This is a genomic window from Nocardia sp. NPDC058176 (assembly GCF_042883805.1).
Classification (GTDB): domain Bacteria; phylum Actinomycetota; class Actinomycetes; order Mycobacteriales; family Mycobacteriaceae; genus Nocardia.
In genome coordinates, this window is record NZ_JBHVVA010000002.1 from 1 (window position 1) to 12,829 (window position 12,829).

The following is a 12,829-nucleotide window of genomic DNA, read 5'->3' on the forward strand; positions in this document are numbered from 1 at the left end:
GTCAGCAAGCGAAACCATGCGCCCTTAATTTCCTCGCGGCAGCGATCCATCAGACTGCCACATCTTGCCCTTTGTCGGCACCGGCTGGTGCTGACACCTTGTCGTCGGCCTCGACTTCTCGCAGCCGCCGCGCCATAAGCCTTCGCCGCGCCCGCTGGATCACCGCGATCTCTTCGACGGTAAGCCCGGCGCGCGTGAGCACCTTAGCGTCCTGACGTTCGAGGATGCTATCAACGCTCTGGCCTGCAATGAGCCATTCATCTAATTCGGCAAGGTCCGTGTCGGCCACGTCCACGACGGGTACGAGCATGGACCTGATCTCGGACGGGACTAGTTCGAGCACTCCGCCGCCGTAGGCGCGTCCGTGCATCTCCGCCGAGAGGGCAGTGACGGAGTTGAGCCAGCCAACCGAGAGGACCATCGGGTCGACTTCGGAGTCCACACGGTAGGCGGTGTCGGTGGTGTAAGCACCCATCTCGTTGACAATCAGCCGAGGGACCTCATGCGATCGCTTCAACAGGCTCATGGCGGCGAACCGGACCGACGGGACGTCGTACCAGGGCTCACGGATACGGCACTTGTACCTGGTGTGCAGCTCCTCGGCCTCGCCCTTCTGGATGTACCGCCGAGCACCTGCTGGCAGGTCGGCGAACGGCACATTGCCGAAGTGCAGGAAGTTAGCGGCGACTCCCGATCCCTTGTTGGCATCGTGGACCACCTGAGAGTAGATAACCCCGCGCACATGAAAACTGCGTCCGAACATTGGCTTGACGAACTGGTGAAGCCCGAACTCCTCGACCACATGGTCCGGCACGAGGAAGAAGTTGTTGGCGCCTGTCACGATGCCGACCCCGACCTTCGCGATCTCGCCGAACAGATGGAACGCAGGCAAGCTTGTCGCACGGTCGAGAACGGCTTGTTCCTCGGCGGTCAGCAGCGAGTTCATCCACTTGTCGGCGGAGGCACGTCGCGCAACGTACTCGGCACTATCGAAGATCGTGTTCGGGTCCCGCTCCAGGAAGTCCGTCCCTATCTCGTGCCGGATGGCCAGCTTCGCTGGACCATCACAGCCGTCCGGTCGCTTCTGCGCCATCAGCAGAACGGTGCCTTGGAGAGCCTCGTCGAAGATCAGTGCCTGCGTGTCAATCAGGAGGACCCGTGAGCACACTTCCAACAAGAATTTGCGCAGGCCGCCGGCGTGGATGACGTTCATCAACTCGGCCGGAATTACCATCGCGAGCCGTCCGCCGGGAGTTAGCCGATCGAGCGACTCCACGACGAACGGAGCCCACGCATTCAGATGCTTGGTGAACGGTAGCCCATTGCGGTTGTAGAGCACCTTGGCAAGGTGCTGCGTCGCAGCGGAGAGGAACTGGTAGCGGATGTAAGGCGGGTTCCCGAGCACGGCGTCGTACTCGTCTTGACCGTCCTCGGCAAACTGGAGGAAGTCCGTCGCGAACACCCGCTTCTGCGTGTCACCTGACCCCAAGGCAGCCTGGGCTTTTTCAGCCTCGTAAGGGTCCAGTTCAACTCCATGGACCACCCCTGGCACGAGCCCCAGTTCCTCAGCGGCGCGGAAGAATGCTCCGTCTCCGCAACTGGGCTCAAGCAGCGATTTGGGATTGTCGGCGAGCGCCCACCGGCTCAGAAACCGCGCGACAGGGGCGGGGGTGTAATAGCCACCCCTCAACTTGTCGTACGTCTGCTCGCTCTTGAACTTCACGTTCGTCCCCTCTCCGCCAGTAGCTCCATCCTCGCTGCTCACGAGGCACAGCTGTTCACCGACACACGGCACTTGTCGCGCGGTGGCCCACTGCTCCGTCCTAGAACCTGTCCGGGCGGGGCAAACGAAGTCGATGCTAGCCAGTCACACAGACACACGGTGGTCGGGCGACGACAGACCTGTGCAGGATAAGGACTACTGGTACCGCGTGCACCGCGCCGCCAACCCCGATTCGACGGTCATGCCCTCCTGATCCCTGCCTGCGCAGAGAAGCCCCGCGCCGTAGACAGGACGAAGTAATCGCGAATCGACGCGCGATGAGTGGAGTTCCGCCGGATCCGGCATCTTCGGACCCCCACCGTCTGCCCCGCCGCAGTCTTCCCGCGAGCATTACTTCTTACCCTGAGCCGCAGAGGCTAGTCCGCTGCGGAACTCCACGACGTCGCCGTCGGTCATGACGTAGTCCTTGCCTTCCATGCGGACCTTGCCCGCGGCCTTGGCGGCGGACATGGAGCCGGCGTCGACGAGGTCGGTGAAGGCGACGATTTCGGCCTTGATGAAGCCGCGTTCGAAGTCGGTGTGGATGACGCCCGCGGCCTTGGGGGCGGTGTCGCCCTGGTGGATGGTCCAGGCTCGGGCTTCCTTGGGGCCTGCGGTGAGGTAGGTCTGCAGGCCGAGGGTGTGGAAGCCGGCGCGGGCCAGGCCGTGCAGGCCGGGCTCGGTCTGGCCGATGGACTCGAGGAGTTCGAGGGCGGACTCGTCGTCGAGTTCGAGGAGTTCGGCTTCGACCTTGGCGTCGAGGAAAACGGCGTCGGCGGGGGCGACGGCGGCCTTGAGTTCGGCGACCTTGGCCTCGTCGGTGAGGACGGATTCGTCGGCGTTGAAGACGTAGAGGAACGGCTTGATCGTGAGCAGCGAGAGTTCGCGCAGCAACTCGGCGTCGATCTTGTTGCCCGCGGCGAACAGGGTGGTGCCCTGGTTGAGGAAGTCCTGGGCCACGTTGGCGGCGTCGAGCAGGGGCTTGCGGTCCTTCTTGACCCTGGCTTCCTTCTCGAGGCGCGGGATGGCCTTCTCGAGGGTCTGCAGGTCGGCGAGGATGAGCTCGGTCTCGATGACCTCGATGTCGGCGGTGGGATCGACGCGACCGTCGACGTGGATCACGTCGTCGTCGGCGAACACGCGCACCACCTGGCAGATGGCGTCGGCCTCACGGATGTTGGCCAGGAACTTGTTGCCAAGGCCCGCGCCCTCAGAGGCGCCCTTCACGATGCCGGCGATGTCGACGAACGACACCACGGCGGGCACGATCCGCTCGGAACCGAAGATCTCGGCCAGCTTGTTCAGCCGCTGGTCGGGCAGCGGGACCACGCCGACGTTGGGTTCGATGGTCGCGAACGGATAGTTCGCGGCCAACACGTCGTTCTTGGTCAACGCGTTGAACAGCGTCGACTTACCGACATTGGGCAGACCAACGATTCCAAGGGTGAGGCTCACGAGAACAGGAGTCTACGTGGTGCTCACCGCCCGCCGGTCAGCGCCTTCGGCTCCGCGCGGGACCGACCTGGACCATTGATCACCAGGCTCTGGTGGCGGGCGCCTCTCGGCCGATACTCACCTCAGTGCCTGGTGATCAACTGTCCAACGTGATGGCCGAGCGCTGGTGCGGTCAGGGAACGAGGACGACCTTGCCCAGGTTCTCGCGCTGCTCGATGACCGCATGCGCGGCCGCCGCGTCGTCGAGCGCGAACTCCGCGTGCACGACCGGGTGCAGCAGACCGGAGGCGTAGTACTGCCAGACCTCCTGGCGCAGATCCTCGTAGCGGGCCGCGTCGCGCTGGGCGAGGCGGCCGATGCGGAATCCGGTGAGGGTCTTGCCGCCCGCGAGCAGGTCCTCGGTGTCGATGAGGCCGGCGCCGGTGCCGTAGGTGACGGCGCGACCGCCCTCGGCCAATCCGCCGAGGGTCTCGGCCAGTCCGCTGCCGCCGACGCCGTCGAGGGCGTAGTCGGCCTGCTTGCCGCAGTGCAGCTGGTCGTAGGTGAACACCTCGTCGGCACCGAGTTCGCGCACGAAATCGGCCTTGGCCTCGGCCGAGACCGCGGCGGTGACCCAGCTCGCGCCGCGCACGCGGGCCAGCTGCACGGCGAGATGGCCGACGCCACCCGCCGCGGCGGTGACCAGCGCGGTCTCACCCTCGCGGGGAGCAGCGGTGTCGAGCGCGCCGAGGGCGACGAGCCCGCTGCGCATCAACGCGACCGCGTCGACCGCGGACGCGCCGTCGGGAATCGCCGAGGCCTGATCGGCGGCGAGCACGACGTACTCGGCATAGGCATCGGAGGTACACAGCCCGACGACGCGATATCCCTCGCTGTACCCGTCGACACCGTCACCCACCGCGACGACCTCACCGGCCACCTCGGCGCGCAACTGCTGTGCGACGCTGATCCGCCGGATCGCCGACAGGGTGACCCCGATGGCCTCGACGCGAACGAGCAGCTCACCGGCGCCGGGTGCCGGCACCTCCGCTGCGACGACCTCGAGCACCTCCGGACCACCGCTGTGCTCGTACTGAACCCGCCGCATGACACCTCCTGAAATCGAGCGAAGGCGCAACGGTAACCGGGTGGGTACGCGTTTCCACAGCTCCTCGGGCTGCGAGTGCGAAATCTCACCGCCGCCGCGACGACGCGGAGAGCACCTTCACGAACGGGTGATTACCCAGGCCGAGCCGCGCGGACGCGTGCGGCACGCCACACCGGACGCGCCGACCGCTCCCGAAACGTCGTGCGCGGAACGCACTGGTCGCCGCCCCGCACCGGGCGTAGCGTTGCCCTATGGAGGCGACCACGGAGGTGGTGACCGCGGCTCCCGCGCCGGTCCTCGCGGCATTCATCGACCGCTATCTCGGCTACCGGATGGCGGGATACGAGCCGGGCCTGCACCGCGGCCTGCCCTCGCGGCACATGACCTTCATCGTCGCCATCGGCCCGACCATCGACGTCGTCGAGCACACCGATCCGCGCCAGGCCCCCGGCAGTTTCCGGTGTGTGCTGAGCGGATTGCAGGCGACGCCGGCGATGATCTCGCACACCGGTTTCCAAGAGGGTGTGGCGATCGAACTGACTCCGCTGGGCAGCCGGGTCCTGTTCGGCATGCCCGCCAGTGAACTGTGGGACATGTCGATCGAATGTGCCGACGCGCAAGCGGCATTGGGCGATCACCTCGCGGATGCGGTGCAGTCCCAACCGGATTGGCCGAGCCGATTCGCCGCCTGCGACCGCGCCCTCCTCGCGGCCGTACGCACCGAAACCCGCCCGGCGCCCGAACTCACCTGGGCCTGGCGCACTCTCGTCGGCACGGGCGGGACCTGTGAGATCACCCCGCTGGCCGAGCGGATCGGCTGGAGCAGACAGCACCTGACCCGTAAGTTCACCGCCGAGTTCGGCGCGAGCCCGAAACTGGCGGCCCGGATCATCCGGTTCGAGCGGGCGCGGCGGATGCTCGCCGACGTGCCCTCCTATGTCTCCATCGCCCAGGTCGCGGCCGCCTGCGGCTACTACGACCAGGCCCACCTCAATCGCGACTTCACCGAGCTCGCCGGGTGCGCGCCGACGACCTGGCTGGCCGAGGAGATTCCATCCGTCCAAGACCCGGCCGCCCTCGAAGCGCGAGGCTGAACCCATGACTACTGCAACCAACTCCACCAGCACCGCGGCCGCCGTCTGGCCGTGCCTCGCCTTCGACGACGCCCGCGCCATGACCGAGTTCCTCACCACCGCCTTCGGGTTCGAGGTGACCGCGGTCTACGCCAGAGACGACGACCCGGCGGTCGTCGAGCACGGCGAACTGCGCTGGCCCGCGGGCGGCGGCATCATGTTCGGCTCCACCGGCCGCGACGACAGCCCCTTCGGCTCCCGCCCCGCCGGTGTCGCCTCCCTCTATCTGGTGACCGACGACCCCGACGCCCTGCACGCCCGCGCCACCGCGGCGGGCGCGAAGATCATCCGCGGACTGCGCGACGAGGACTACGGCTCGCGTGGCTTCAGCGTCGCCGATCCCGAGGGCAACCTCTGGAGTTTCGGGACATATTCCGGCGAGTGAGCCCGCTGAACAAAATTTCATCTTGGCCGTGAGGGTGTGCGAACCTCTCCGGCGCGGATCTCCCATCGGCTACCTTGTCGATGTTTCCCCCGAGGTCCTGCGCTTTATACAGGAGAGTTGAGTCAATGGCGACCATCGAATATCTACGGACCGACCCGGAGCTACCTCCGGTCGGTGTCGTCGATCGCACACCGCTGACACCGGCCAAGAAGGCCGTGTTCGCGGGAATCGCCGTGCTCGGCGCCATCGCGTGGACGGTCATCGCGTTCGTCCGCGGCGAGTCCGTGAACGCGGTGTGGATCGTCATCGCGGCGGTCTGTACCTACATCATCGCCTACCGCTTCTACGCGCGGTACATCGAATGGAAGATCACCAAGCCGCGCGATGACGTGGCCACCCCCGCCGAGCTCTACGACAACGGCAAAGACTTCATGCCGATGGACCGGCGGGTGCTCTACGGGCACCACTTCGCCGCCATCGCGGGCGCCGGACCGCTGGTCGGACCGGTGCTGGCCGCGCAGATGGGCTACCTGCCCGGCACCATCTGGATCGTGGTCGGCGTGGTGTTCGCCGGTGCGGTGCAGGACTACCTGGTGCTGTGGGCCTCGACCCGCAGGCGCGGGCGCAGCCTCGGCCAGATGGCGCGCGACGAGCTCGGCACCGTCGGTGGCGCCGCGGCGATCGTGGCGATTCTGGCGATCATGACCATCCTGCTCGCGGTGCTCGCCCTGGTCGTGGTGAACGCCCTCGGCGAGAGCCCGTGGGGCGTGTTCTCCATCGCGATGACCATCCCGATCGCCCTGTTCATGGGCGTGTACCTGCGGTTCCTGCGACCGGGCAAGGTCGGTGAGGTCTCCGCGATCGGCATCGTGCTGCTGCTGGCCGCGATCGTCGGCGGCGGCGTGGTGTCGGAGACCGAGTGGGGCGCGGACTGGTTCACCCTCTCGCGCACCACCATCGCGTGGTGCCTGATCGCCTACGGCTTCTTCGCCTCGGTGCTGCCGGTATGGCTGCTGCTCGCCCCGCGCGACTACCTGTCGACGTTCATGAAGATCGGCACGATCGTGCTGCTCGCAGCGGGCATCCTGATCACCATGCCGGTGCTGAAAGCGCCCGCCGTCTCCGAATTCGCGCACAGCGGAACGGGTCCGGCGTTCGCGGGCAGCCTGTTCCCATTCCTGTTCATCACCATCGCCTGCGGTGCGCTCTCGGGCTTCCACGCGCTGGTCGCCTCGGGGACCACACCCAAGCTGATGGCCAAGGAATCCAATGCCAGGATGATCGGCTACGGCGGCATGCTGATGGAGTCGTTCGTCGCGGTCATGGCGATCATCACCGCGACGATCATCGATCAGCACCTGTACTTCGGCATGAACGCCGCCGCCGGGCTCACCGGTGGCACGCCGGAAAGCGCTGCGGAGTACACGAATTCGCTCGGCCTGTCCGGCCCGCCCGCGACACCGGAGCTGTTCTCCGACGCCGCCGCCGATGTCGGCGAGACCTCGATCATCTCGCGCACCGGTGGCGCGCCGACGCTGGCCGTCGGCATCTCCGAGGTGTTCAGCCAGTTCCTCGGCGGAGCGTCGATGAAGGCGTTCTGGTACCACTTCGCGATCATGTTCGAGGCGCTGTTCATCCTCACCACCATCGACGCGGGCACCCGCGTCGCGCGGTTCCTGTTCTCCGACGCGCTGGGCAACTTCGGTGGCGGGTTCAAGAAGTTCCGGGATCCGTCGTGGCGGGTCGGCGCGTGGCTGTGCTCGCTGCTGGTCGTCGCGGGCTGGGGTGGCGTGCTGCTGATGGGCGTCAACGATCCGTTCGGCGGCATCAACGCGCTCTTCCCGCTGTTCGGCATCGCCAACCAATTGCTGGCGGCCCTCGCACTGACCATCGTGCTCACCATCATCATCAAGCGCGGGCAGCTGAAGTGGGCCTGGATACCGGGCATTCCGCTGGCCTGGGATCTCATCGTCACGATGGCCGCGTCCTGGCAGAAGATCTTCTCCGACGATCCCAAGCTCGGCTACTGGACCCAGAACAGCCTGTGCCGGGCCGCCAAGGAAGCCGGGACGAGCTGCCTGACCGCGAAGACTCCCGAGCAGGTGGACATCGCGATCCGCAACACCTTCATCCAGGGCACGCTCTCGATCGTGTTCGCGGGGCTGGTGCTGATCGTGGCCGTCGTCGCCACGCTGGTGTGTGTGCGGGCGATTCGTTCGGGCACGGTGTCGAGCACCGAGTCGGAGGAGCAGCCGTCGAAGATCTTCTCTCCCAGTGGTTTCCTCGCGACACCGGCGGAGAAGGACGTGCAGAAGGAGTGGGACGCGCTGATCGCCGAGGGCAAGGTGAGTGCGCCCGGATCGGCGCATTCGTCATGAGCCCGCACCGGGATGTGGACGGCCGGTTCACCGGATCGGCCGTCCGCACCCCAGTGCTCGAGCGGGCCGTACTCCGCGATCGGAGCGGCACCACTCCGGCCGTGTCGCGCGATGTCGCTGTCGCCGAATGCGCCGCGCCGAGTGCCTCCGGGCCGCGCTTGGGTGCGCTGCTCGCTCGCGTGTGGGCGGGTGTGCGCGGGGTCGCACGGTGGTACAGCGCGATCAACGGCGGACAGGACTACCAGCGCTACGTGGGTCACCTGCGACGCAATCATCCCGACCGTCCGGTGCCCAGCGAGCGTGAGTACTGGCGCGAACGGTATGCCGAGGCGGAACGCAACCCTTCGACCCGCTGCTGCTGATCGGCGGCGGTGACAACCCCCTACATATCGTTTATCGTTAATATCGAAAAACGATATGTAGGGGGTTGTCGTGCGCTCGTCACCACTTCGCTGGACCCGGTCCGACACCGTCGTGCTGCGCGTCGCGTTGCTCGTCGCGATCGGCGCGACCGGGCTCGTCACGGCCTATCGACTGCTGTGGATCACGGTGCTGCCCGCCGCGGGGGACGGTCGATGGAACACGATCACCGTCAGCCACCCCGGCGGCGCGCCGACGCATCGCGCCGAGATCGGTGACGGCATCAGCGTCGGCGGATCCGGCGCGATGGAGATGACGTTCCACGACCCGGGGACAGCGCAGCGTCTCTTGCTGTCGGCGCCCGGCTTGATCGCCGCCGCCGCCGCACTCGTCGTGCTCGTGTCCGTGCTGCGCGTCGTCGGCAGCCTGGACAAGGGTGATCCGTTCGTCGCCGCGAACGCGCGCCGCGTCTATTCCGTCGCGGTCGCCGTGATCACCGTCGCGCTGCTCGTTCCCGTGGTCGAGGCGTTCAGCCACGCACGGCTGGAGTCCATGGCGCTCGGGTCGCCGGTCTCGGTGACGTTCGAATACGGGTCGAGCAGTGGTGCGCTGCTGCTCGCCGGGGTCGCGCTCGTCGCGCTGGCCGAGGTGTTCCGGCGCGGGACGCGGCTGCGCGATGACGTCGCGGGGCTGGTCTGATGCCGCCGGAGGACGCCACCGGGGTGCGCGTGCATCTCGACGAACTGCTGTCCGAGCGCGGGCTCACCCTGACCGAGCTGGCCGAGCGGGTGGGCGTCACCGTCGTGAACATGTCGGTGCTGAAGAACGGCCGGGCCAGAGCCATCCGGTTCTCCACCCTCGCCGCCCTGTGCCGGGAACTGGACTGCCAGCCGGGCGACCTCATCAGCTACGACGACGCCTGACGGCAGTGGCCGATTTCCGCTAGCGTCGCGTCCGGCGGGCTGACAGTGTGGATGACGTGACCATCACGGCTTTGGACTTCGAGCGCTGCTACCGCGCGGTCTCCACCAGGGACTCCCGCTTCGACGGGCAGTTCTTCACCGCGGTGCGCACCACCGGTATCTACTGCAGGCCGTCGTGCCCGGCGATCACGCCCAAGCGGGTGAACGTGTCATTCCTGCCGACCGCCGCGGCGGCGCAGCAGGCCGGGTATCGGGCCTGTCGACGGTGTCTGCCCGACGCGGCGCCCGGCTCGCCGCTGTGGAATGTGCGGGCCGATCTCGCCGCCCGCGCCATGCGGCTGATCGGCGACGGGGTGATCGAGCGGGGCGGGGTGCCCGCGCTGGCCGCGACGCTCGGCTACTCACAGCGCCAGCTGACCCGGGTGCTCACCACCGAACTCGGCGCCGGTCCGCTCGCACTGGCCCGAGCTCATCGCGCGCACACCGCGCGGCTGCTCATCCAGACCACCGAGATGCCGATGTCGGACATCGCGTTCGCGGCGGGCTTCGCCAGCATTCGCCAGTTCAACGACACCGTGCGCGAGGTGTTCGCGGTGAGCCCGTCGACCATGCGCACCGAATCCCGGCGCTCACCGCGCGCGGACGTCGTCGCCCCCGCCACCCCGGGCCTGCTGACCCTGCGCCTGCCCTACCGGGAACCCCTCGACACCGGCTGGCTGGCCTGGTTCCTGTCCGCGCACACCGTGCCCGGCATGGAGACGTGGGCGGACGGCATCTACGCGCGCAGCCTGCGCACGCCCCACGGCCACGCGACCATCCGGTTGTCCTTTCAACCCGGTCACGTCCGGGCCGAGCTGGCGCTGCGCGACATGCGCGATCTGGCGCCGACGGTGGCGCGGGTGCGGCACCTGCTCGACCTGGATGCCGATCCACACGGGATCGATGAAGCGTTGGTGATCGGACCGGCGTCGGGTGCCGATGTCGGCGACGCGAACCTCGGTGGACCCGGACGGAGCCGTGCCGATGCGGCGAGCGGTGACCGGGGCACGGGTCCGGAGCCTGGCTTCACGCCGGGGATTCGGGTGCCAGGGTGTCTGGATGGGCCGGAGTTGTTGTTGCGCACCATGATCGGGCAGCAGATTTCGGTGCAGGCGGCGGCGACGCATACCGCGCGGCTGGTCGATGCGCTCGGTGAGCGGATCGATGGGCCGGTGCCGCGGCTGTTTCCGACGGCCGCGGCGGTCGCCGAGCACGGGGGCGAAGTGCTCACCGGGCCCGCGCGTCGGGTCGCGGCCATCGTGGCCGCGGCGCGGGCGACCGCGGACGGCGAGCTCGTGTTGCACTCGGGTCGGACAGCCGCTGACCTGCGGCGGGACTTGCTCGCGCTCGACGGGGTCGGGCCGTGGACGGCCGACTACGTCACCATGCGCTCGCTCGCCGATCCCGACATTCTGCTCGGCACCGACCTGGTGGTCCGCCAGGGCGCGGCGTACGCGGGGATCGACCTCGCCCGCACCGAACGGTGGGCGCCGTGGCGCTCCTATCTGTCCATGCACCTGTGGAAGACCGCGCTCGAACACCGCGGCGTTCTTCCCGTGCCTTCCTGAACCTGCTACCGGAAGCGAAATACCATGCCTACCACCATCAGCCTCGCCGACACCGCGACCGTCACCACGCCGATCGGCCCATTCACCGCGGTCGTCGATGCCGACGGCGCCGTGCTCGCCTCGGGCTGGACCGGCGATGTCAGCACCTTGACCAGCGTCATCCACCCGACCCTGCGTCCTGCCGAACTGCGGCAACGGGATTCGCTCGGCGCGGTGACCACGGCGATCACCGACTACCACGCGGGTGATCTGACCGCGATCGACGGGATTCCCGTGCGGCAGCACTCCGGTGAATTCCTCCTGCACGCGTGGGAAGTTCTGCGCAAAGTGCCTGCGGGCGAGCCCATTACATACACCGAGTTCGCGGGGCTGGCCGGTCGTCCCGCCGCCACCCGCGCGGCGGCCAGTGCGTGTGCGCGCAATGCGGCAGCGCTGTTCGTGCCGTGCCATCGGGTGCTGCGGATCGGGGGCGCGCTGGGCGGGTTCCGCTGGGGGTTGGATGCCAAGCGTTGGTTGCTCGACCACGAGGGGTGACCTGACAGTGACCTGACCGGCACAGCGTCACGGCGCGATCGGATGTGGCTCGACGGACTGACACAGCTCGACAGCCCCTCGATGGCAGGCCGAAGATCAGTCCAGTATTGAAGAAGTGGCTCTTCCACTGGGGTTCAGCTGACCGGATGCTGATACCCATGCTCACTCGCCGCCTCCTCGCGCTGTACATCGGTCTGTGGTTGTACGGGATATCGATGGCGGTGATGATCCGGGCCGGGCTCGGACTCGATCCGTGGGATGTCTTCCATCAGGGCGTCGCGTCGCATGTGCCGTTGAGTTTCGGCATGGTGACCGCGCTGACCGGGCTCGTTGTCCTGCTCGCCTGGATCCCGCTGCGGCAGCGGCCCGGGCTCGGAACGATCAGCAATGTGGTGGTGATCGCGGTGGCGGTCGACGCCGGACTGTGGTTGATCCCGGCCGCGGAGCAGCTGTGGCTGCAAGTGCTCGCCATGGTCGTGGCGGTGGTGGTCAACGCCGCCGCGACCGTGCTCTACATCGGCGCCGGGATGGGTCCAGGACCCCGTGATGGACTGATGACTGGACTGGTCGCCCGAACCGGGTGGCCTGTCTGGTCGGTCCGCACCGGCATCGAGGCCTCGGTCCTGGCCACCGGCTGGGTCCTCGGCGGCACCGTCGGCATCGGGACCTTGGTCTACGCCTTCGGCATCGGCCCATTGATCCAGCTGATGATCCCGTACATCGACGGTCGGCTCCCCGGCTTCACCCCGACACCGCGCCCGGAACCCCAAACCCCACACTCGGAGAGCAGGTCCATCCATGGCATGCCGCATCAGTGAACTCGTCCTCGAATGCCGCGACCCCGAGGCACTGGCCCGGTTCTGGTGTCAGGTCCTGGATTTCGCCGTTCTCGATCGCGATGAGGACAGTGTCGAGATCGGGCCGCACGCAGGGTTCGGCGGCGCGCAGCCGACGATCATTCTCAGCCGCCAGGACGAGCCGGAGCCGGCGAAGTCGCGCCTGCACATCGACGTCAGCGCCACCGACCACGATCAGGACGCCGAACTCGAACGCCTGCTGCGGCTCGGGGCACGTCCAGCCGACGTGGGCCAGACCGGCGAGGAATCCTGGCATGTTCTCGCCGATCCGGAAGGCAATGAGTTCTGCCTGCTCAGAGCACGCATCGATCCCGTCTGACAGCCGGTCCGCGCACGGTGACCTACGGT

Annotated in this window: 13 protein-coding genes; 10 read left to right on the top strand and 3 right to left on the bottom strand. The window is 67.6% G+C overall.

The features are described 5' to 3' along the window. Positions 1–49: 49 nt before the first annotated feature. From ACFVVM_RS12545 to ACFVVM_RS12555, 3 genes are all read right to left on the bottom strand, one after another. Positions 50–1,723, bottom strand: a complete 1,674-nt coding sequence (locus ACFVVM_RS12545) for an Eco57I restriction-modification methylase domain-containing protein (protein ID WP_387616872.1) — start codon at positions 1,721–1,723, stop codon at positions 50–52. A 390-nt stretch (positions 1,724–2,113) separates the two neighbouring features. Then, on the bottom strand, positions 2,114–3,217 hold the full coding sequence (gene ychF / locus ACFVVM_RS12550; RefSeq protein ID WP_387616874.1) for a redox-regulated ATPase YchF: 1,104 nt from the start codon (positions 3,215–3,217) through the stop codon (positions 2,114–2,116). A 172-nt stretch (positions 3,218–3,389) separates the two neighbouring features. Then, entirely contained in the window at positions 3,390–4,304 is a 915-nt protein-coding gene (locus ACFVVM_RS12555; RefSeq protein ID WP_387616876.1) for a zinc-binding alcohol dehydrogenase family protein, read from the bottom strand. Positions 4,305–4,555: 251 nt separating this feature from the next. Here ACFVVM_RS12555 and ACFVVM_RS12560 point away from each other — a divergent pair, with 251 nt between their 5' ends. The 10 genes from ACFVVM_RS12560 to ACFVVM_RS12605 all read left to right on the top strand — a co-directional run bounded on the left by ACFVVM_RS12560 (position 4,556) and on the right by ACFVVM_RS12605 (position 12,800). Further along, complete coding sequence (locus tag ACFVVM_RS12560; RefSeq protein ID WP_387616878.1) at positions 4,556–5,398, top strand: helix-turn-helix domain-containing protein; 843 nt, start codon at positions 4,556–4,558, stop codon at positions 5,396–5,398. A gap of 4 nt (positions 5,399–5,402) precedes the next feature. Next, the gene (locus ACFVVM_RS12565; protein WP_387616880.1) at positions 5,403–5,822 is read left to right on the top strand and encodes a VOC family protein; all 420 of its coding nucleotides are present in this window, start codon (positions 5,403–5,405) and stop codon (positions 5,820–5,822) included. Positions 5,823–5,947: 125 nt separating this feature from the next. After that, positions 5,948–8,200: a carbon starvation CstA family protein gene (locus tag ACFVVM_RS12570; RefSeq protein WP_387616882.1), complete on the top strand. Its 2,253-nt coding sequence runs from the start codon at positions 5,948–5,950 to the stop codon at positions 8,198–8,200. Between the two features lie 191 nt (positions 8,201–8,391). Next, on the top strand, positions 8,392–8,562 hold the full coding sequence (locus ACFVVM_RS12575) for a YbdD/YjiX family protein (RefSeq protein WP_387619169.1): 171 nt from the start codon (positions 8,392–8,394) through the stop codon (positions 8,560–8,562). A 70-nt stretch (positions 8,563–8,632) separates the two neighbouring features. Continuing rightward, positions 8,633–9,259: a DUF2975 domain-containing protein gene (locus tag ACFVVM_RS12580; RefSeq protein ID WP_387616884.1), complete on the top strand. Its 627-nt coding sequence runs from the start codon at positions 8,633–8,635 to the stop codon at positions 9,257–9,259. Continuing rightward, a complete protein-coding gene (locus ACFVVM_RS12585; protein WP_387616886.1) occupies positions 9,259–9,483 on the top strand; it encodes a helix-turn-helix domain-containing protein in 225 nt (74 codons plus the stop codon). Before ACFVVM_RS12580 ends, ACFVVM_RS12585 begins: the two co-directional genes overlap by 1 nt. Positions 9,484–9,530: 47 nt before the next feature. After that, positions 9,531–11,090, top strand: coding sequence for a DNA-3-methyladenine glycosylase 2 family protein (locus tag ACFVVM_RS12590; RefSeq protein WP_387616888.1), 1,560 nt, complete (start codon positions 9,531–9,533; stop codon positions 11,088–11,090). A gap of 24 nt (positions 11,091–11,114) precedes the next feature. Further along, positions 11,115–11,624, top strand: coding sequence for a methylated-DNA--[protein]-cysteine S-methyltransferase (locus tag ACFVVM_RS12595; protein ID WP_387616890.1), 510 nt, complete (start codon positions 11,115–11,117; stop codon positions 11,622–11,624). A gap of 158 nt (positions 11,625–11,782) precedes the next feature. Beyond that, positions 11,783–12,442 (top strand): YitT family protein, encoded by a 660-nt coding sequence (locus tag ACFVVM_RS12600; protein WP_387616892.1) that lies wholly within the window; start codon positions 11,783–11,785, stop codon positions 12,440–12,442. Beyond that, positions 12,423–12,800 (top strand): VOC family protein, encoded by a 378-nt coding sequence (locus ACFVVM_RS12605; RefSeq protein ID WP_387616894.1) that lies wholly within the window; start codon positions 12,423–12,425, stop codon positions 12,798–12,800. The genes ACFVVM_RS12600 and ACFVVM_RS12605 overlap by 20 nt, the downstream gene beginning before the upstream one ends. Positions 12,801–12,829: the final 29 nt, after the last annotated feature.

Coding starts and splice junctions, on each gene's coding strand:
- ACFVVM_RS12555 (WP_387616876.1), bottom strand. CDS start 4,304: ATGCGGCGGGTTCAGTACGAGCACAGCGGTGGTCCGGAGGTGCTCGAG.
- ACFVVM_RS12560 (WP_387616878.1), top strand. CDS start 4,556: ATGGAGGCGACCACGGAGGTGGTGACCGCGGCTCCCGCGCCGGTCCTC.
- ACFVVM_RS12565 (WP_387616880.1), top strand. CDS start 5,403: ATGACTACTGCAACCAACTCCACCAGCACCGCGGCCGCCGTCTGGCCG.
- ACFVVM_RS12570 (WP_387616882.1), top strand. CDS start 5,948: ATGGCGACCATCGAATATCTACGGACCGACCCGGAGCTACCTCCGGTC.
- ACFVVM_RS12585 (WP_387616886.1), top strand. CDS start 9,259: ATGCCGCCGGAGGACGCCACCGGGGTGCGCGTGCATCTCGACGAACTG.
- ACFVVM_RS12595 (WP_387616890.1), top strand. CDS start 11,115: ATGCCTACCACCATCAGCCTCGCCGACACCGCGACCGTCACCACGCCG.
- ACFVVM_RS12600 (WP_387616892.1), top strand. CDS start 11,783: ATGCTCACTCGCCGCCTCCTCGCGCTGTACATCGGTCTGTGGTTGTAC.
- ACFVVM_RS12605 (WP_387616894.1), top strand. CDS start 12,423: ATGGCATGCCGCATCAGTGAACTCGTCCTCGAATGCCGCGACCCCGAG.